Annotated in this window: 14 protein-coding genes; 6 read left to right on the top strand and 8 right to left on the bottom strand. The window is 35.8% G+C overall.

From position 1 onward, the window contains the following. Window positions 1–59 precede the first annotated feature (59 nt). The 5 genes from uvrA to ACAM30_RS00210 form a co-directional block, all read right to left on the bottom strand. The gene (gene uvrA / locus ACAM30_RS00230; protein WP_369616683.1) at window positions 60–2,891 is read right to left on the bottom strand and encodes an excinuclease ABC subunit UvrA; all 2,832 of its coding nucleotides are present in this window, start codon (window positions 2,889–2,891) and stop codon (window positions 60–62) included. Between the two features lie 100 nt (window positions 2,892–2,991). Further along, complete coding sequence (locus ACAM30_RS00225) at window positions 2,992–3,945, bottom strand: Fic family protein (protein ID WP_369616682.1); 954 nt, start codon at window positions 3,943–3,945, stop codon at window positions 2,992–2,994. A 62-nt stretch (window positions 3,946–4,007) separates the two neighbouring features. Next, window positions 4,008–5,792 (bottom strand): chloride channel protein, encoded by a 1,785-nt coding sequence (locus ACAM30_RS00220; protein ID WP_369616681.1) that lies wholly within the window; start codon window positions 5,790–5,792, stop codon window positions 4,008–4,010. 65 nt (window positions 5,793–5,857) lie between these two features. Beyond that, window positions 5,858–7,543 (bottom strand): gamma-glutamyltransferase, encoded by a 1,686-nt coding sequence (ggt, locus tag ACAM30_RS00215; RefSeq protein WP_369616680.1) that lies wholly within the window; start codon window positions 7,541–7,543, stop codon window positions 5,858–5,860. 55 nt (window positions 7,544–7,598) lie between these two features. After that, a complete protein-coding gene (locus ACAM30_RS00210; RefSeq protein WP_369616679.1) occupies window positions 7,599–8,183 on the bottom strand; it encodes an ACP phosphodiesterase in 585 nt (194 codons plus the stop codon). Window positions 8,184–8,379: 196 nt separating this feature from the next. Here ACAM30_RS00210 and glmM point away from each other — a divergent pair, with 196 nt between their 5' ends. Further along, window positions 8,380–9,768, top strand: coding sequence for a phosphoglucosamine mutase (gene glmM, locus ACAM30_RS00205; RefSeq protein ID WP_369616678.1), 1,389 nt, complete (start codon window positions 8,380–8,382; stop codon window positions 9,766–9,768). A 145-nt stretch (window positions 9,769–9,913) separates the two neighbouring features. On the opposite strand, the gene ACAM30_RS00200 is transcribed toward glmM, so the two are convergent. Then, window positions 9,914–10,786 carry a lysophospholipid acyltransferase family protein gene (locus ACAM30_RS00200; protein WP_369616677.1) on the bottom strand — a complete coding sequence of 291 codons (873 nt, stop codon included), beginning with the start codon at window positions 10,784–10,786 and terminating at the stop codon, window positions 9,914–9,916. 113 nt (window positions 10,787–10,899) lie between these two features. On the opposite strand from ACAM30_RS00200, the gene ACAM30_RS00195 reads away from it, so the two are divergent. Further along, window positions 10,900–11,538 carry a rhomboid family intramembrane serine protease gene (locus ACAM30_RS00195; RefSeq protein ID WP_369616676.1) on the top strand — a complete coding sequence of 213 codons (639 nt, stop codon included), beginning with the start codon at window positions 10,900–10,902 and terminating at the stop codon, window positions 11,536–11,538. A gap of 53 nt (window positions 11,539–11,591) precedes the next feature. Beyond that, entirely contained in the window at window positions 11,592–12,284 is a 693-nt protein-coding gene (locus ACAM30_RS00190; RefSeq protein ID WP_369616675.1) for an SIMPL domain-containing protein, read from the top strand. A gap of 170 nt (window positions 12,285–12,454) precedes the next feature. Here ACAM30_RS00190 and ACAM30_RS00185 read toward each other — a convergent pair whose 3' ends face one another. Further along, on the bottom strand, window positions 12,455–12,871 hold the full coding sequence (locus ACAM30_RS00185; RefSeq protein ID WP_369616674.1) for an acyl-CoA thioesterase: 417 nt from the start codon (window positions 12,869–12,871) through the stop codon (window positions 12,455–12,457). Between the two features lie 419 nt (window positions 12,872–13,290). On the opposite strand from ACAM30_RS00185, the gene ACAM30_RS00180 reads away from it, so the two are divergent. Next, on the top strand, window positions 13,291–17,799 hold the full coding sequence (locus tag ACAM30_RS00180) for a zinc-dependent metalloprotease (RefSeq protein WP_369616673.1): 4,509 nt from the start codon (window positions 13,291–13,293) through the stop codon (window positions 17,797–17,799). Window positions 17,800–18,100: 301 nt separating this feature from the next. On the opposite strand, the gene ACAM30_RS00175 is transcribed toward ACAM30_RS00180, so the two are convergent. Then, window positions 18,101–18,769 (bottom strand): response regulator, encoded by a 669-nt coding sequence (locus ACAM30_RS00175; RefSeq protein WP_369616672.1) that lies wholly within the window; start codon window positions 18,767–18,769, stop codon window positions 18,101–18,103. Window positions 18,770–18,987: 218 nt separating this feature from the next. Here ACAM30_RS00175 and ACAM30_RS00170 point away from each other — a divergent pair, with 218 nt between their 5' ends. Both ACAM30_RS00170 and ACAM30_RS00165 read left to right on the top strand, forming a co-directional pair. After that, complete coding sequence (locus ACAM30_RS00170) at window positions 18,988–19,221, top strand: hypothetical protein (RefSeq protein WP_369616671.1); 234 nt, start codon at window positions 18,988–18,990, stop codon at window positions 19,219–19,221. Between the two features lie 104 nt (window positions 19,222–19,325). After that, window positions 19,326–21,350 (top strand): ATP-binding protein, encoded by a 2,025-nt coding sequence (locus ACAM30_RS00165; RefSeq protein ID WP_369616670.1) that lies wholly within the window; start codon window positions 19,326–19,328, stop codon window positions 21,348–21,350. Window positions 21,351–21,660: the final 310 nt, after the last annotated feature.

Here is a 21,660-nt window from a genome sequence, read left to right as displayed (position 1 = left end):
ATATCAATTGACAAAAGAAAAAAACATTGTCAAAGCTTGCAACCTTGACAATGTTTTTGTTATTCTAATTCCTTTTTCAAGAACTTTGCGGTATAGCTTTTTTTGCTTTTGGCAACTTCTTCCGGAGTACCTTTGGCAACGAGCTGTCCACCGCCTTTTCCTCCTTCAGGGCCGATGTCGATAATATAATCGGCTAGTTTAATGACGTCCATATTGTGTTCGATTACCAAAATGGTGTTTCCTTTATCAACCAATTTGTTGATCACATCCATCAAAACACGTATGTCTTCGAAATGTAATCCCGTAGTAGGTTCGTCCAGGATATAAAAAGTGTTTCCGGTGTCTTTTTTTGATAATTCTCCAGCCAGTTTGATACGTTGTGCTTCACCACCTGACAGGGTTGTACTTTGGTGTCCGAGCGTAATATATCCTAATCCAACATCCTGAATCGTTTTTACTTTCCTGTAGATTTTAGGAATGTTTTCGAAAAACGGAACTGCCTCATCAACAGTCATGTTCAAAACATCTGAAATTGATTTTCCTTTGTATCGAATTTCAAGTGTTTCTCTGTTGAAACGCTTGCCCTGGCAGGTTTCGCATTCTACGTAAACATCCGGTAAGAAGTTCATTTCGATGGTTCTTACACCAGATCCTTCACAGGTTTCGCAACGTCCGCCTTTTACATTAAAACTAAAACGTCCTGCTTTATAACCGCGAATCATACTTTCGGAAGTCATGGTAAACAGGTTTCTGATCTCTGTGAAAACTTCTGTATAGGTAGCCGGATTCGAACGTGGAGTTCTTCCAATCGGACTTTGGTCGATATCAATTACTTTGTCGATATGTTCTAATCCCTCAATTTTTTTATACGGTTGCGGCTTTTTAACACCATTAAAATAGTAAGCGTTTAAAATAGGATAGAGTGTCTCGTTAATCAGAGTCGATTTTCCACTGCCTGAAACTCCCGTAACACAAATCAATTGTCCTAAAGGCAATTCGATAGAAACATTTTTTAAGTTGTTTCCTGTTGCTCCGGTTAGTTTAAGCGATTTTCCGTTTCCTTTGCGACGTTCCTTTGGAATATCGAGTTTCATTTTACCGTTCAGATATTGAGCCGTAATAGTATTGGATTTTAGTGTTTCTTTCGGAGTTCCAATACTGATGATTTCACCGCCATATTTACCCGCTTTTGGGCCAATGTCAATTACATAATCGGCAGTTTCGATCATGTCTTTATCATGTTCAACCACAATAACCGAGTTTCCGATATCACGTAACTGTTCTAATGATTGAATCAATTTTTCATTGTCTCTCTGATGTAAACCAATACTAGGTTCATCCAGAATATACAAAACGCCAACCAATTGTGATCCAATTTGAGTCGCCAGACGAATACGCTGCGCTTCACCTCCCGAAAGGGATTTTGAACTTCGGCTTAAAGCCAGATAATTCAAACCAACATTCGTCAGGAAGTTTAAACGATCCTTGATTTCTTTAACGACCTCCGAAGCAATCAAAAGTTGTTTGTCAGTCAGATGAGTGTGTAAATCCAGAAACCAGGTCGTTAAATCAGAAATATCCATATCACACAAATCAGTGATATTTTTTTCATTAATCTTGAAAAACAGAGCTTCTTTCTTCAAACGGGAGCCTTCACAAACCGGACAATTAACTTCGTCCATGAAATCTTTTGCCCAGCGTTTGATCGTGGTGGAGGCACTTTCGTCGTATTGATTTTTGATGAAATGGGAAATTCCCTCAAAATCTATTTTATAATCGCGGGTTACGCCAAGGTCTTTAGAGTTTACAGTGAATTTCTCTTTTCCGCCATGTAGAATTGTATTCATGGCTTCTTCTGAAATTTTCTCAATAGGATCCGTTATTTTAAAGCCGTATTTTTCACCAATTACTTCTAATTGTTTAAATATCCACGAAGATTTGTATTCTCCAAGCGGAGCAAAACCTCCGGCTTTAATAGATAATTTCGGATTTGGAATAATTTTTTTGACATTGATTTCATGTACCGTTCCTAAACCATTACAATGCGGACAAGCTCCCTTTGGGGAGTTAAATGAGAATAAGTTAGGTTCCGGATTTTGATAGGATATACCAGTCGTAGGACACATCAGATTTCTACTGAAATAACGTACCTCATTGGTGTCCTGATCCAAAATCATCAAAACATTTTCGCCGTGATGCATGGCTGTATTGATGCTTTGAGACAGACGTTTTTGGTTGTCTTCGGTGTTTTCGATCAGCATTCTGTCGACTACAATTTCAATGTCGTGCGTTTTGTAACGGTCTAGTTTCATTCCGGAAACTAAGTCCTGAACTTCACCATTTACACGTACTTTTAGAAAACCTTGTTTGGTAATTTGCTGGAATAATTCGGCATAATGACCTTTTCTGGCTTTAATAACCGGAGCTAGGATATTGATGCGTTTTCCACTAAAATCCTGAATAATCAAATCTTTGATTTGCTCATCAGAATAAGAAACCATTTTTTCTCCCGTATTGTAGCTGTACGCATCAGCACCTCTGGCATAAAGAAGCCTCAGAAAATCGTAGATTTCGGTAATAGTTCCAACAGTTGAACGCGGACTTTTACTGGTTGTTTTTTGTTCAATTGCAATTACGGGTGAAAGTCCGTCGATTTTATCTACATCGGGACGCTCCAGGCCTCCCAGGAACTGTCTGGCATAAGCCGAAAAAGTTTCTACATAACGACGCTGTCCTTCGGCATAGATAGTATCAAATGCCAAAGATGATTTTCCCGAGCCTGATAGTCCGGTAATAACTACCAGTTTTTCACGCGGAATTGAAATGTCTATATTTTTTAGATTATGAACTCTTGCACCAAGAACTTCAATAGTATTGTCTTTTTCTAACATAAATTTGAGCAAAACGCAAAGTTACCATTTTGATTTGTTCTTTTTATACTGGATTGCAAAAGTTTATGTTACAAATAGTAACAAAAAACGCTAATCAAAATTAGCGTTTTCTTTTGCGTGTGAGCATGTATTCTTCAATGGCTTCTTTGGTGGTGTACCAGTTTCGGCCTTCTTTATAAGCATCTATTTTACCTGTTCTGGCAAGTAGACTTACATATTCCTGGCCGTATGGAGTTTCAGGCTCGCTTACGATATCGGATATTTTTTGGTAATCGTAATCGCTGCCTGGCATTGCATTTAGATAGATGTTTAAAGTTCGCTCTAAAGCCTGACACATCAAAAGGGTTAACTTCTGATAGTTACCATTGTTGGCCTGATTAAGGGCTTCGTAATATTTCTTCCGATCATTTTTAAGGATAATTGCCGGAGGAAAACCACAACGCATTAGCAATAAATTCATACTTAAGCGCACTGTACGTCCATTTCCGTCAAAAAAGGGATGTATCCAAACCAGTTTATGATGATAAATCGTAGCCAGTTCAATATCGTTGAGCTCTAATGGATTTGTATTGATAAAATCGATTAGTTCATCAAGATAATCTGAAACCTTGTTGGCATTGGGCGGCATAAAATTGGCTCCCGAAATGCGGACACCTCCGTTACGCAAACGACCGGCAAAATCATCTTCAATAGAACGTAAAACCAATCCGTGGATCGACAAAATATCGATGCTTCGGAGTTTGTAAGTGTCATCTACTAAAGTATACAGATAATCAATAGCCTTATCGTGGTTATGGGTTTCAAAATGCTCACGTAATGATTTTCCTTTGATGGTAATACCTTCCTGAATGACCATTTGCGTTTCACGTAAACTCATGGTGTTGCCTTCGATGCTGTTCGAATTGTATGTCCATTCTAGGGACAAGCTCTCCTGAATTTTGTGCAAGGCGATATTGGGCAATGGTCTGCTGTTTTGCAAATCATGCCTTTTTTGGTACAATCGGTCAAATGTTGATTGAAACTCTGTTCTATATGTTAAATCAATATCCCACATTACCCCACAAAAATACTTTTTAATATCGGATATTCCAAATTTTCATCTATCCGATATTAAGCTTACTCTATTGTCATGGAACGCAATTTGGTTCTATAGGCTTCCAATGCTATTGATTTGGAAATGAAGCCGTAGTATTTTTCATTTCGGATAACGGGAAGAAAGGCTGTTTTGGATTGTTCGAATTTGCTCATCACAATTTCCATGCTGTCAGAAGAAGAAATAGTGACTGCCGGTGTTTTCATCACATCTTTAATGGAAGTGTATTTGACGCGATAAGCATTAAAGATAATTTCACGGATATCATTAAAATGAACGATACCAACAAGTTCTTTTTCATTGTTTACAACAGCAAAGACGACCTGGTTGGAATGCGAGATAAGATCGACCAGTTTACTTAAATTTTCATCCGGATGCACTGTTAAATAATCACATTGGATGATCGTATCGATGTCTAAAGTCGATAATATATTGGAATCTTTATTACTTGTAAAAGCGTGTCCTTTTTTAGCTAAGCCCTTAACGTCTAAGGAGTATTTTTCAAAACGTTTGGAAATGGCAAAACTGATTGAAGATACAATCATTAGTGGAATCATTAAACTGTAACCACCCGTAATTTCGGCAATTAAGAAAATGGCAGTTAGGGGAGCATGGAATAATCCGCTTAAGATTCCGGCCATTCCAACCATTGTAAAATTACTGATTGGAAGTTTTGACAGACCAATAAGACTAATGGACTTTGAGAAAAAGTACCCCAAATAGGACCCCAGAAATAGGGAGGGAGCAAAGTTACCACCATTTCCGCCGCTTCCAAGGGTAAGTGCCGAAGCAAAAACTTTAACCATCATGGTACATCCTACAAACAACAGTAAAACCCATTGATTGTTTCTGAAATCTTCAAATAAGGTATTGTTTAATATTTTCCCCGGATCAGTTTCAGAAAGTGTTTTGATACTCTCGTAACCTTCACCAAATAATGTTGGAAAAATAAAAATAAGTAAGGCCAATAATGAAGAACCTATTAAGGCTTTTTTATAAGCTCCAATTTTTAAACTGGCAAAATAATGCTCAATTCTTTGAAAATTACGAGCATAATAAACCGCCATGAAACCGGTTAGTATTCCTAAAAGAACGTAGAACGGAATATTATGATAATTAAAAGCTTCCTGCTTTTTGAAAGACAATAAAATAGTTTCATCTAAGACGATAGCTGAAACTAAAGCGCCTGTTGCAGCCGAAATCATGATAGGAGTAAAGGCAGAAATGCTTACGTCTACCAGTAAAACTTCGATGGCAAAGAGAACTCCGGCAATAGGAGCGTTAAAAGCCGCGGCAATTCCGGCGGCAACACCACATCCAATCAATAAAGTTCTATCCTTATAAGGGAGTCTGTAATTTTGGGCGAAATTCGATCCAAAAGCAGCTCCTGTAATCACAATAGGGCTTTCTAAACCTGCAGAACCTCCAAGACCAACCGTTAACGAGCTGGTAACGATTTGCGCGTACATTTGTTTTCTGGGAATAATACTTGCTTTTTTGGCAACGGCATAGAGTATTTGTGAAGTTCCTTTTTCGATGCTTCCGTTCAAAACTCTTTTGATCACAAAGACAGTAAGTACAATACCAATAATTGGCAGGATACTATTAATGAAACTTAGTTTTAAAATTCCGTTGATATAAGTGGCAAAAGAAAAAACACTATGGGCAAAAGTTTTTAAAACAATTACAGCCAAGGAGCAGGAAATACCAATTAAAACGCTTGACAGGAAAATAAATTGCTTTGGAGTCATTAATGATTGTCCTAAAGCGATAATGTTTTCTAGTTTTCTAAAATATTTTTTTAGCATGCCGTTTGTAAATGGTTAGGGAAATACAAATTTAGTTTATAATGTTATAAATTAATAGAAATAAATTAAAAACCTACCGCAGTATCGTCTCCACGAAAATCAGCTCCGCCTTCAAGAGAGTTGTTTGGAAGAACCAATATACAATCCAGTTTACCAATTACAGGAGCGTTTTTTTCATTGATCAGATACCCTTTGGCTTTTAACTTGTCAATTGTAACATTGCTAAAGGCACCAGGCTCAAATGTAATAAGATCCGGAAGCCACTGATGGTGAAAACGTGGAGCATTGACTGCTTCCTGCATGCTTAAATTATACTCATACACATTTAAAATTGCCTGTAATACCGAAGTGATAATAGTCGATCCGCCCGGAGTACCTACCACCATAAACAATTTACCGTTTTTTTCGACAATAGTCGGAGTCATCGAACTTAGCATTCTTTTTTGCGGAGCAATACTGTTCGCTTCATTTCCTACTAAACCAAACATATTAGGAGATCCCGGTTTTGCACTAAAATCGTCCATTTCATTATTTAAAAAGAAGCCCAGTTCATCACAATAATATTTAGATCCAAATGCATCATTTATAGTTGTAGTAGCAGCAACACCATTTCCTTGCGCATCCACGATCGAATAATGAGTGGTTTCGGTACTTTCATTGTAGGTTACTTTTCCTTCTTTGATTTCAGAAGACAAACTCGCTTTTTCGGCATTGAAATTCGACATTCTGTCTTTTAAATACGTATCAGATAATAAAGCATTCATCGGAATTTTTACAAAATCAGGATCTCCTAAAAACTGACTTCTGTCGGCATACGCTCTTCGCTCCGCTTCAACGATTACCTGAATGGATTCCGGAGTATTGTGTCCCATTTTAGATAAATAAAAAGGACTGATCATTTTCATAATTTGAGCCAGACAAATTCCACCGCTGCTTGGTGGCGCCATCGATGTTATTTTGAGTTCTTTATAATCAAACTGTAATGGTTTTCTCCATTTGGCTTCGTATTTTTCTAAATCTTTAAGCGTTATGATTCCTCCTTTTTTCTGAATATAATTTACTAAAGTTTTAGCAGTTTGTCCTTTGTAAAATTCATCTTTTCCGTTCTTTTGAATACGTTTCAAAGTACTGGCCAGAGCTGGATATTTAATAGTATCATTTTCTTTAAATTTTCCTGCCATAAGGGTATTTGGACCATTTACTTTTACAATGGCATCATGATAAGCTTCCAGTTGCTTTTGCTGTTTTAGGGTCACGACCACACCTTTTTCGGCAAGGGCAATAACAGGTTTTAGAATTTCGGACATTGGGAGAGAACCTAGTTTCTTATGAACTGCAAAAACTCCGGCAACAGTTCCCGGAACACCAATAGCCAAAGCCGTTTCGGTACTTTTTCCTTTAATGACATTTCCGTCTTTATCAAGGAACATGTCTTTTGTTGCGGCAAGTGGCGCCTTTTCACGATAATCCAATGATCCAACTTCGCCATTGGCTTTTCGGTAAACCATAAAACCGCCCCCGCCCAGATTTCCGGCGTACGGAAAAGCAACAGCCAGAGCCAGTTCGGTACCTACCATCGCATCAAAAGCATTACCGCCTTTTTTCATGATATCGGCCCCCACTTTAGAAGCTTCTGCACGTGCTGAAACCACCATCGCTTTTGAAACTACAAGCCCGGTTGGTATTATTGGGTTTTGCTGTGCAGTACAGCTAATATAGATTAGCGTAAATAAGAAAGTTATTTTTTTCATCTTGATGTAAAATTAAAAAGTATTATTTGGTGCTTTTGTTTGGTTAAAAGCAGTATTAAAGAGAAAGTAATTTTTGATTGGCCTGATTTTTCATATCCTCAAAAAAGAGAGTAAACTCACGTTCAAATTCCGGATAGAATTCCTTTAGTTCTGTGCTGGCAAATTGCATTTGGGATTGGTTTTTCGACCTTCGGTCCATTTGAGTTAAAATTCGATGAATCCCTTCAACTGTCTGATAGCTTACAAGCCAGTTGTGCTGAATCATATAAGGCATCAGATCTTGCGTTTTTTCAGTCAGTATAGGATAGTTTTCGTGTAGCGACCTGTAAAATCGGTTCACAAAACGGTCCAGTTTTTCATCGGAATATTTTTCCCAGTTTTTGGCTAAAAAATGATCGTAGACGATATCGACAATTACACCGGCATAATGATGGTATTTTTCATGTAAACGTTTGGTGCTTTGTCTGAAAACATCATGAGAATCCGTATAAGTATCTATAAAACGATGTAAAAGAATTCCTTTCTGAACATCTTCAGGAAAGTGTTCAAACTGTTTACCGCGAATTCCATCGGCCATAAAGTTGCCAATTTTAATCAGATCATTTTCACCTGAAAGATAGATATGGGCTAGGAAATTCATGTGTTTTTAAAGTTTGTGAGGTTCTTAGTTGTGAAGACACTGTGTAATTTTAGTAAAAGTATAAAAACTTTTTGACATCGTTTTAACGAATGACAGATAGCTTCATGTTTAAAATATGAAAACTTAGAATCTTAGCGCCTTAGAATCTTAGTAACTTTTTTATATTTGTACTTAAGAATAACCATAACTCACAAAAATGACTTTAATAAAATCAATTTCAGGTATACGAGGGACAATCGGTGGTAAAGTAGGAGATAACCTGACTCCTGTTGATGCTGTAAAATTTGCATCAGCATACGGTACCTTTCTGAAAAACAACACATCAAAAGAGAAATTAACGGTGGTAATTGGTCGTGATGCCAGAATTTCAGGACCAATGATTCACAATCTTGTAGTAAATACTCTAATAGGTTTAGGAATCGATGTAATTGATTTAGGACTTTCTACAACACCAACTGTAGAAGTTGCTGTTCCGTTAGAAAAAGCAGATGGAGGAATTATTTTAACAGCTTCTCACAATCCGAAACAATGGAACGCTTTGAAATTGTTGAACGCAAAAGGGGAATTTTTAAGCGGAGAAGAAGGAGCAAAAATTCTTGAAATCGCAGAAGCAGAAGCTTTTGATTTTTCCGATGTTGACAGTTTAGGTGAAATTACGGTGAATGACGCTTACATGGATATTCATATCGACGAGGTTTTAAACTTGCCTTTGGTGGATGTTGAAGCAGTAAAAGCCGCTAAGTTTAAAGTAGTAGTAGATGGAGTGAATTCTTCAGGAGGAATTATCATTCCAAAATTATTGGAACAAATGGGTGTTGAAGTCGTAAAATTATACTGCGAACCAAACGGACATTTTCCTCACAATCCGGAACCGTTGAAAGAGCATTTAACGGATATTTCTGAATTGGTAGTAAAAGAAAAAGCACACTTAGGAGTAGTTGTTGATCCGGATGTTGATCGTTTAGCTTTTATTTCTGAAGATGGAGAAATGTTTGGAGAAGAGTATACTTTAGTAGCTTGTGCCGATTATGTTTTGAGTAAAACTCCGGGAAATACCGTTTCAAACATGTCATCATCCCGTGCTTTACGCGATGTAACTTTAGCTCATGGCGGTAAATATGAAGCCAGCGCTGTTGGTGAAGTAAACGTGGTAGCGTTAATGAAAAAAAACAATGCTATTATTGGAGGAGAAGGTAACGGTGGAATCATTTATCCGGAATCTCATTACGGAAGAGATAGCTTGGTAGGAGTTGCTTTATTTCTGACACATTTGGCAAATAAAAAGATGTCAGTTTCGGCATTGCGTGCTTCTTATCCGGAATATTATATGAGTAAAAATAAAATTGAATTGACCCCACAAATTGATGTTGATGCGATTTTGGTAGCGATGACCGAAAAATATAAAAACGAAGACATTAGTACAATTGATGGTGTAAAAATTGATTTTGCTACAGAATGGGTTCATTTAAGAAAATCAAACACAGAGCCAATCATCAGAATTTATACAGAAGCTCCTTCTCAGGAAAAAGCGGATGTCTTGGCACTTCGAATCATTGACGAAATAAAAGCAATTGCAGGAATTTAATTTTGTATTGCAATACAAACAAAAAACACCTTTTTCAATTAGTGAAAAAGGTGTTTTTTTATTTTAAAGACTCGAAAGTGAATAGTGAATAGTGAGTTTTTGCTGTTGAAACCTGAAATACTTTTTCACATTTTACAACAAAAAATTACTCTACCCGATGTTTCCATCTTTTATGTGTCCACAAATAGAATTCAGGAGCTTCGTAAATTTGTTTTTCTACTTCTCTTAGATATTTCTCTGTAATGTCAAAATTTTCATAATCATTCGGATTGTCTGCAATCGGTACGAAGGTAGCCTCATAGTAACCTCTGGCTACTTTTTTTACTTTTACAAAAATGACACTCAGGCCGTATTTTTTGGCCAGCATTTCGGCTCCGGTGTGCACAGGAACTTCAATTCCCATAAATTTCATCGAGTGAAAAATTCGGTCCAGTTTAGGCGATTGGTCGCTTGCTAAACCGTACATGCTTAAAATTCCCTTTCGTTGGTTTTGAGCCATTGTCGGAATTGCTTTTCTGGTTTCGACCATTTCAGTATTGTATTTCGAGCGAATTTTTCGAACCAATTTGTCAAAGTACGGATTGGCTACTTTTTTATACACCGCAATACCCTTAAAAGCAAGCTTAGGATTAATCGTCAAAAGCCATTCGTAACTGGCGTAGTGTGCTGCTACCAGAATTGTGCTTTTTCCTTTTTCTGCATATTCGTTTACCAGGTCAAGATTGGTAGTTTTGAATCTTCTTTCCATTTCCTGAGGTGAAATACTCATGGTTTTGATCATTTCCAAAAACATATCGCACATGTGTTTGTAGAATTTTTTCTCGATTTCTTTTCGTTCAGCATCAGTTAAATGCGGTAAAGTAAGTCTTAAGTTTTCGCGTACCACTCTTTTGCGGTAGCCTACAATTCTGTAAATGATTAAATAGACAAAATCAGAAAACAAGTAAAATATTCGAAAAGGAAGAATAGATATAAGCCAAAGAAAAGGGAAGGCTATTATATAAACGAGAAATTGCATGTATTGTTTTTTTTACAAATATAAAGTAAAAATGAATTACCATTGATATTTTGAATTGATGCTAACATATGTTTAAGAATGATTATATTTACAATTCACATTAAAAGTTTTTTATGAATACCATTTTGATTGGAATTATAGTTGCCAATGTTTTGATTAGTTATCAGGGTTTCAACAATCTTGCTTTTTTTAGAAAATATGAGTTTCATGTAGGCAGTATTCGCTCAGGAGAACAAATCAGAATGTTATCATCCGGTTTTTTACATGCCGATACGATGCATTTACTTTTTAATATGCTTACCCTTTGGTTTTTTGCTCCGGTGGTATTGCAGTGGCTGGGTAATTTTTCCTTTTTGTTGATTTATTTCGGAAGTTTAATTTTCGGAAGTTTATTGACGATGCTGTTTCATAAGAACGATTACAGTTACCGTGCGGTAGGAGCATCGGGTGCAGTGACGGGAGTTTTATACTCCGCCATATTGTTACAGCCGGATATGATGCTGGGAATCTTTTTTGTCATACCAATGCCGGCTTATTTATTCGGAATTTTATATTTATTGTATTCGATATACGGAATGAAGGCTAAAAATGATAATATCGGACATACAGCACATTTTGGAGGTGCTATTGGAGGATATTTCATAACTTTGATCAAAGAGCCATCTTTATTTGTAGATCACAGCATGATGGTAATATTGTTAGCGATCCCGATTTTGATCCTTTTTGTAATGGCGAAATTGGGGAAATTGTAACAATGGCACAACTTTTGAAAGGTCACTAATCAAATAATTTAAATATAATAAAAATGAAGAAAGTAGTATTATTTTTAACAATCATGTTTATGACTATGTCTTACGCTCAAGAAGCCAAACAAATTCCTCAAATCAATGTAAGTGGTGAAGGAAAAGTAAAAATAGCACCAGATCAGGTTTGTATTTCAGCTACGGTGGAAACAAAAGGGAATAATGCTAAAGATGTCAAAAAACAAAACGACGAAAAAATTGACGCTGTTTTGAAATTTATTAAAAAAATGAATGTTCCTGTTGCTGATTACAAAACGAAACAAGTTTCGCTTAATCCGCAATACGATTACGAAAAAAAGAAAACAAGTTATAATGCTACTCAGACTGTAGAAATTGTATTGAAAGATTTATCTAAGTATGATGAAGTAATGGAAGGTTTGGTACAACAAGGAATCAATCGCATCGATAATGTTTCTTTTGAATCTTCTAAATTAGCACAGCACCAATCAGAAGCTCGTAAATTAGCTATTAAAGATGCTAAGGCAAAAGCAGAAGACTACGTTTCAGTTTTAGGTCAAAAAGTAGGTAAAGCGATTGCAATTTCAGACAATTCTCAGGTATACAATCCTAGACCAATGTATGCTATGAAATCAATGGCTATGGATAGTGCTGCAGGTGGTGCTGAACATGAAACTCTTGCAATTGGAGAAATTGAAATTACAGCAAACGTAAACGTAAGTTTCGTTTTAGATTAAATATAAGAAAGCATTTTTTGAAATCCCAAATTCCAATTAAAACTGGAGTTTGGGATTTTTTATTTGCTTTTGCCCTTTCAGGGCGCAGTGATTCTTGCTTTAATTCATAGTGCTTCGCACAATGTTAATGCTTTAGGGCTTTCAGCCCCTTTTTATGGTTACTTTTGAACCTATAGCTGTAAAGAAGGTGCATCAGCAAAATTAGCTTTCAATTCTTCGGGCAGATAAGGTCTGCCTCCGGTAGCGGGAATACAGGTTCCTGTAAATACTGCCGTCGCCATCGTTTTTCCGTTTTTTACAATCGATTGTTTGAAATGCAGTCGCGGTAATCCTTGAGCATCAGTATAAACAGCACAGGTAACATCAAAATTGTCATCTTTTTTTAGCGAACGGATAAATTTGATACTGTATTCAGATAAAACCATAAATACGCCATTTTCAGCCTGTTGCACAAAATCAAAACCTAAAACCTCTTTCACAAAGTCGTGACGGCATTCTTCCATATAAAAAGGGTAGTACAAACCGTCCATGATGCCTTGTATGTCTATGTGTGCGTCTGCAGCTGTGTAATTTTTTGAATATTCCATATTGTAATTAAAGTTAGAACTTATTGAACGTATTTTCTTATTTCATATTGTTGTGATTGAACTATTTTATCAGATTAGAATTCCGGATTTATAAAGGCGAAATTACAAAACATTCAAAACCAATTTGTAAACTTAGTTTAAGAGTTTTTTTTATGAAAAAATCTATTCCATTTTTAAACTAAACTTTCGAAAATAAAGATAAGTAGTGTTAAAAAACAGGATTTCACTGAAAAACAATAATATAATATCATTTCATACTAATATAGCATAAAGATAACATTTGGGTTAAAGTTAGATTTGAAAAGTTAATTCCTATAATAAGTTGAATATCTTGATTTAAATCGTAATAAATTAAGATTTAAATTATGTGTGTTGTAAATAATTAACAAAATAACAAAGCTAAACCAAAAACAAGTATTATGAAAAAACAACTACTTTTATTAGTATTGTGTTGTCTCTGGAGTATGCAGGGAGTTAAAGCACAGGATCTAATCGAGCCTTCACACAGCTGTCGCACAAAAGAGGTCAATGACTTACAATTAAAGAACCACCCCGGTTCCTTAAAAGAAAGTAAAGCGTTTAATTTTTTTAGTAAAGAATACGCTAAAAAGCTTAAGACCCATAAAAGTTCGGTAAATACTACTTATACGATACCGGTTGTTTTTCATGTGTACGGTACATCGTTTAATGGTAAAACAGTTACTCTTGAAAAAATACAAACAGCTTTACAACGTCTTAATGAGGATTTTCAGGGTTTGAATGATGACTTTAATACCGTAGAACCATTTTTTCAGGCCAGAAGGGGAACCTTAAATATTGAGTTTAAACTCGCGCAGATAGATCCTAATGGAAAATGTACGACCGGAGTAATTTTTGAAAGAAAAAAAGACGGATATGGTAACGGGAGCGGGTACGATAGCCAAATTCAGGCAGATGCCTGGGACAATTACAAGTATATGAACGTTTACATTCAGAATGATTTGTATGCTGATGGAGCTACCAATAATTCAGGAGTCTGCTGGTATCCGGATTCCTGGATGTCCGATAATAATTTGGCAAGATGTGTTTATAACGGAGCTTATCTGGGAGAAAATACGAATAAAGAATTTGCCTCGGTACTGACTCACGAGTTTGGGCATTTCCTGAATTTGATCCACACTTTTGATGGCGGCTGCACAGGTACTGATGAAGTGGATGATACTCCAAAAGAAGATGGAAAACATTCTTTGGGCTGTGTACCGGGAACGAATTGTGACGGTGACAAAGTGAATATAGAGAATTACATGGGGTATAATGCTGCTCAGGGATGCAGTAAGATGTTTACACAAGGGCAGGTAGCGAGAATGCTTGCCGCTTTACAGCACTCCGCAAGAAAAACATTATGGTCAGCACAAAATTTGATTGATACTGGTGTTAATTCAACCGGAAGCAGTGTAACCACAAATGTTACCAGTTTTAAAGAAGATATTGCTAATAACGGAACAGTCACGGGCAATGCTGTAATTACTTTAAATGGAGCTGTCTTTTCGAAATCGTCAGGAGCTTTAACTTCCGGAGTAGATTTCAGTTCTAATTTACCGGCTGGTTTAAGTGCTGCAATTGTTATAAACAGCAGTAATCAGGCTACCGTTACGATAAGCGGCACGGCAGCGAATCATAATGCCAGTAATACTACCAGCGGTGGAATTACATTTTTAGCCCCTGCATTAAATGGAGGAGTGAGTGGGATGCTTTGCGATGGTTTGAGTTGGAATTTTAAGTTTAGAGATCCTTACGGTATTTTCTATGTTGATATACCGGACATGACGGTTACACCAACTTCTACCTGGAAATACTTTGCTCTTGAAAAAGGGGATGATGTAAAATATGGTGCCTGGCGATTTGCAGCCAATCATTTAAAAGTTGAAACTTATGGAAAAAGACTGGTAACCAATAGCGGTACCAATAATATTATTCCTCTGGGTTTTAATGCCGCCATTAATGCAAGCAGTAATTTCACGGCACCGGGAGCATATCCCAACCAATTAGATTTAAGAACTTCCTCTTATAAGGCATGGGATGGCAAAACGGATTATTTAGGTTTTGAATACACCATTGATGGAGAAAAATGTTACGGTTGGTTAAAAGCAGTTGTTGCTGCAGACGGTTCAGGATACAGTATTGTAGAATATGCTTATAACACACAACCGGGCGGAACCATTTATACCGGAATAACGGATAAAGTGGCATTAAGTGTTTCTCCGGCTTCTCTTTCGGAAAGTGCTGTTAATAATGGAAGCATTTCTCAGATTTCGTCTTTTAAACTAACGACGAATAATGGAACTTTTGTCAAAAGTTCAGGAGTGCTGACTCCCGGAGTGGATTATACTATCGCTGGTGTTCCGGCTGGTTTGACCGCTAAATTAAATGTAATTAGCGCTACCGAAGTACAATTGGCGTTTACAGGAAATGCTGCCCTACATTTGAAAGAAAATAGTACTCAGGTAGCAGTAACATTTTTGAATCCTGCTATTACAGGCGGGACAGCAGTTTTATCAAATTCAGTTGCCACTGTCAAAATTAATTTCAGAGATCCATACGCGATTGTACATGTGAAAGATCTGAATTATACAGTAGATGCAGAAAATACCTGGAAATTCTTCAGAATTACTGCCGATGCGGATCAGCAGGATTATGGAGTTTTTGTGGATAAAGGTGATCTTAAATTAGAAACCTATACAAAATCTATAGTCTGTGAGGGTAATTCTCTAAACATGAGTCTGATCGGAGCTAATCAGCTTATTGATGGCAATAGTAACTTTGTTGAAGGGGGAAGTTATCCTAATCTGCACAATTTAAGAAATGCCGCGTACAAATCATGGGATGGAAAGACCGGTTATATTGGTTTTAAATTTACAATAGCGGATGAACCTTGTTACGGCTGGTTTAAGGTTAAAGTAAATGCCAAGGGAACTGCTTATACATTATTAGAATATGCCTATAATACAGAACCTCTGGCAGGTATACTCACTGAAGATATTCCGGCAGATCTTTCGGTTCATTTAGCCACTACACCGGATGAAATCAATGAAAATGCTTTAACTAATGATGGAAGTTTTGAAACAAAAATCGCCATTCAGTTAACAACCAATGGCGGGACTTTTACAAAAAGCTCAGGGAATTTAGTTTTGGGAACAGATTTTACTGTTACAGGATTGCCAGCAGGTTTGATTCCTGAAATTACTTTAATAAACAGTACAACAGCCGAGTTGAGTTATACAGGTAAAGCAACGGCCAATGAAGCTTCAAATACGACCACGGCTACGGTTACTTTTCTGAGTCCTGCCATTACCGGAGGAGCTGCGATTCTTGATACGGATTATTTTACAACTAAGCTTATTTTTAAGAATGCTTATAAAATTGTTTATGTTGATCTGCCAACTCCTTTAACAGTAGCTGTTACAGGTTCTAAATGGAATCCATTTAATATTACGGCAGAGGCAGATAATGCCAGTTATGGTTTATTTATTGACGGCAATGACCTAAAGCTGGAGAATTACGATAAGGATTTGGTTTGCGAACAAGGAATTAACAATATCTCGTACTTAGGCTATAACGTTACAATTGGGGCAGCAAGCAATTGGATTGGGACAAGAGTTCCTACTCTAAGAAGCAGTTCTTATACGGTTTGGGATGGTAAAACTGGTTTTATCGGTTTTAAATATACTAAGAATGGAATGCCTTATTATGGTTATTTCGAAGTAGTTGTAAGTGCCAATGGTCAGAGTTATACGATCAGCAAATATGCTTATAATACAGCTCCTATGACTTCAATTACTACGCCACTCCAGTTAGGTGTGGTTAAGATGACCAATACGCCAACAGTAATTACCGAAGATAAATTAACTAATGACGGAACTTTTACAACGACGGTTACGGTACAGCTGACAACAAATGGTGGTACTTTTACAAAAAGTTCAGGGAATTTAGTTCAGGGGACAGATTTTACTATAACAGGTTTACCATCGGGTTTAACGGCTAGTGTGAGTGTACTCAATAATACTACGGTTCAGGTAAGTTATCAGGGCAAAGCGATTGCTAATGAGGCCGCCAATGCTGCTACAGCCACAATTACCTTTTTAGATCCTGCTATAACCGGCGGAACAGCAGTTTTAGAGAATAAATCGTTCACTACTGATTTTACTTTTACAAATGCTTATGTTGTCGTTAAAGTAGATTTACCGACTCCGATAGTAGTTTCGACTGCCAGCCCTTCGGGTTCATTTAGAATTACTGCTGAGGTAGATGGAAACGATACCGAATTTAAATTGCTTTCCGGTGCTAATGGTTTGAAATTTTTAAGTAGTAATGGATTAGTTACCGAAACGGGAACAGCTAACATTGGTTACATAGGAACCAGTCAAATGATTGGAGGCAGCAGTAACTTAAATTCATCAGGTGATGCTGTTATGAGCGATACATCTTATAGCAGCTGGAATGGAAAAACTGGGTTTATTGGATTTGCATTTGCTAAAGGCGGAGCAGTGTATTACGGTTATTTTGAAGGAGCAGTAAGTGCAGACGGGAAAAGTTTTGCCATAATACGATATGCCTACAGCACAGAACCGCAAGCTTCAGTGAAAACTCCGGACACCGTTCAAAATTTCACTTTCCCTACTTTGAGTATTGTAGATTTTGAAAGTAAAGCAGCCTTTACAGCTTATCCAAATCCGTTTAATGATGTCATAAACATTAGTTCTGATTTATTTTCGGGGAAAAAAGTAGAGGTATTAATTTATAACAGTTTAGGACAAAATGTGTTTGCTCAATCCTATGATAGTAGCGACGATACTATAAATATTGATGGCAGTACTTTTGCCAGTGGCTTCTACTTTTTGAAGGTGAAAGTAGATGGTGCGGCACAGCCTGATAAAAAGATAATTAAATAATAAACTTTAACCGATTAAGTGCAGTTATTTTTAAACATATAGATACATAGAATTAATACTCTTGAATAAGACGTTTCACTCATTTCAAACACACAGAGGCAACTATGTGTAAAAAACATGTTTCTTTTTGTATTCTTTTACAGACATATAATCTATGTTTCTATGTGTTAAATGATTTTTTTTATTAGTTATACCCAACGGGTTAAATTTTAAATACAAATTGGTTGAATTGAAGGCTGTCTGAAAAGACAGCCTTCTTTTTTTAGTGTCTTTAAAGAAAAAAAGGAGAATACTAATCTTGTTACAATAATCCCAGTGTTTTAGCCTTTTCAATTAGATCTTTGTCGCTTCCTTTTCCTTTTAATAACTGATCTTTTATGTTGGCTTTCCTTTTCTCTATGGCACTCATCGAAAGAGGAATGTATTCGGGAAGATTTACTGTTTTTACCCCTTCAGAGATTAGAATTAAAATTTGATTGTCGTGATTGTCCCAATTAATATTTTTCTTAAACAGTTCCCTTTGAGATTCCACAATGGTATCGCTTCTGAAGATTTCGCCATTAATAATGTTTTTACAAATTACAGGAAATTGTTCAAAATTGATGTCGCTTTTGGATATGAAACCTTCAGGTCGAATCCCTTTTATTATTTTGTCAACAGTCAAAGGTTCACTGCGCATAGTAAGAAGCACTATTTTACAATTCGGGAATTTATCCTTGATTAAATAGGCCAGGTCTATACCGTCATTAATATTTGATTTTTTGTAGGGCGGCAGATTAATATCAAGTAAAGCAAAATCAATATTAATATTTTGCTTGTGATGAAGAATGATTTTATTGTAAGCATCTTCACAATTATGACTTTTAATAAAATTTGGTAAATTTTGCTGAAACTCACCATCAGATAAGAGATTGATATAGCTGTCCACCGTCATTGGATGGTCGTCGACGATCAAAATATTAAGATTCATAATTTGTTTAATTCTATTGAAAACAAATGTAAGAAAAACTACGGTTTTTCCGTAATGGAATTTTGATTGTTTTACAACTAAAAAGACCGGCTGAATGATTGATAATTAGTTTAAGTCTCATTTTTAACATGAATTAAATGAAATATTACGGATTTACCGTACATTTTAATCCACGGTTTGGCGTTTTTTTGTTTCAATAATCAATTAAAGTTATTTTTATGAAAACGAAGTTATTTATTCCGGGATTGCTAATTGCTGTAGCATTGTTAACTTTTTCATGTACAAATGATGATTACGAAACGCCGAAAACTCAGAGTAGTCAATCAAAAAATCTGCATGAAAAATTGGATCCAAAAGCAAATAATATGGTAAATGGAACGACTAATTCGGATATTGACTTGTTAAATACTGAGGGTGATCCCGAAATTACAAGACCGACCAGAAAAGACTAAATGTTTATGTGTTTATAAAAAAGACTATTTGATTTATTTTTAAATCTTATAGTCTTTTTGTTTCAAAACCCTATATTTGAAATTGTAAAATAATACTTAAACTTTTGACGACACCTTTTAAAATAGTTTGCTTATTACTTGTGCTGACTTTTTTTTCCTGCAGGAAAAATGAATTCGCGAATGCGAATGATAAAATCACTATTTCATTTGATGGCAAGCATTTAACTGGCAAGGAGAAAGAAAGATATTTAGATTCTATATTTACTTTGTTAAAGTATCATAATAATGATTCTGTTACCAGAAATCTTCATTTTAAGCTGTCCACAGAATACTACTACAATAAAAATCCGAAGAAATCTTTGGCAGCCAGTTTAGAGGCTTTGAGATTATCTAAGGAGGTTGATGACAAAGAGGGAATCGCAAAAGCATTCTATTATATTGGTGACAGCTATGGAAATGTAAAAAAGGACAGCGCTTATTTTTATTATTTGCAAGCCGAAAAAGTATATTCTACATTATCGGATTACGATAATACGGCACGCATGTTATTTAACAAAGCTTATGTTTTGTTTTATGACGGAAATTATATCGAATGCGAAGTTGAAATCTCTAAAGCTTTACAGTACTTAAAAGAATCTAAGGATCAGCAATTGCTTTATTGCTGTAATGCCTTAATGGGGAATTGTCTGGAAAAGCTGGTCAATTATGATAAAGCATTGTGGTATCATCGTATGGCTTTGAATAATCTGGAAAAGATAAAGCTGAATCATATTGACAAGGACGAAATCACCAATTATAATGTAACTGCTACCATTAATATTTGTAATCTATATGATTTAAAAGGGGAGTATTTAAAGTCTATAGCAAAGCTGCAAGGTTTACTTTCCAGTGATTTAGAGAAAAATTGGCCTCGTTTGTATGCTAATGTTTTGAGTAATCTGGCTTATTCTAAAATGAAAATCGGAGAATATGACAATGTTTATGAAATGTTCTCCAAATCATTAGAGATTTTGAAAAATAAAGGAGATGAAGCAGATATTTTATATAAGAAGATCCGCATTGGAGAGTATTTCCTCACGCAAAAAGATACTGCTAAAGCAATTGAAGTTTTAAAAGAAGCCAATTTGTTAGCCACACGAATTAAGAACAGTAATGAAATTTTAACGTCATTAAAACTGCTTTCTACTCTGGATAAGAAAAATAGCCTCTATTATGCAAATGAGTACATTAATTTGAGTGATAGCATCAATATTGTTCAAAAAAATGCACATAATAAATATGCAAGAATTGAGTACGAAACTTCCAGAATTGAAGATGAAAACAAGATTCTGACGAAGAAAAATTTCTATATTTTAATCCTCTCATTTGCGTCGATTTTTGTATTGCTGATTGTTGTTATTTTAAGATATTCCAAGTATAAAAATAAAGAATTTCAGTTCCTTAAAAAGCAAAAGTCAGCAAACGAGGAAATCTATTTATTGCTGATGGAACAGCATGAGAAGATAAATAATGCAAGAGATAATGAAAAATCCAAAATTGCAAAAGAACTTCATGACGGAATTATGAATAGAATTTATGGAGTCCGAATGAATCTGGGCTTTTTTAATTCTAAGGTGGAGAAGGAAATAATCGAAAAAAGGAAAGAGTACATTTTTGAACTGCAAAACATAGAAAATGAGGTTAGAATGGTCTCACATGATCTGAGTCATAGCTCTTTTCTGGATGGTAATGATTTCAATGTTTTACTGTTAAGTTTAGTCGAAGGTCAAAAGGGGATTAGTGATACTGAATTTACTTATACAACCAACGAGAATTTTGAATGGTCGGCCATTCAAAATATTTACAAGATCAATTTATACCGCATCATTCAGGAAGCGATTTTAAATATCAACAAGTATGCGAATGCCACAAAATGTGAAATTAAAATTCAGTTTGAGGCTAATAGTATCTTAAGAATGTCAATTACTGATAATGGTCAGGGGTTTGATACAACAACTAAAAAAGAGGGTATTGGTTTAAGCAATATGAAAGAAAGAACCAGTTCGCTAAAAGGTAAATTTAGTATTGAATCACAAATTGGAAAAGGAACCAAAATTGAAGTCCAGTTTAATATTCGGGAGCTTGCTTAATGCTCTGAAATGACAAAATTTTAACGATCTCTACAAAAGTCCTTAAACCCGACAGGTTTTAAAAACCTGTCGGGTTTGCTTTGTTTATTGGTTTTTAGAGGATTATGATCTTTTTCGCTTCCCACACAGAAAGAGCAAGTATTTGATTTATTATCAGTGTTTGACGCTTTTTAATATGAAAGCCCGTAGTTTTTATTTAAAAAGTCCGTAATTTTTATATAAAGACTACTACTATTTTAGCCGTAAATAAAATACGTTTTAATTTTTCAAATCCGTATTCAGAAGAGTATTCTCGTAACCGAGGACAGCG

The sequence above is a fragment of the Flavobacterium sp. CFS9 genome (genome assembly GCF_041154745.1).
Classification (GTDB): domain Bacteria; phylum Bacteroidota; class Bacteroidia; order Flavobacteriales; family Flavobacteriaceae; genus Flavobacterium.
This window is presented reverse-complemented; position numbering and strand designations above follow the sequence as displayed.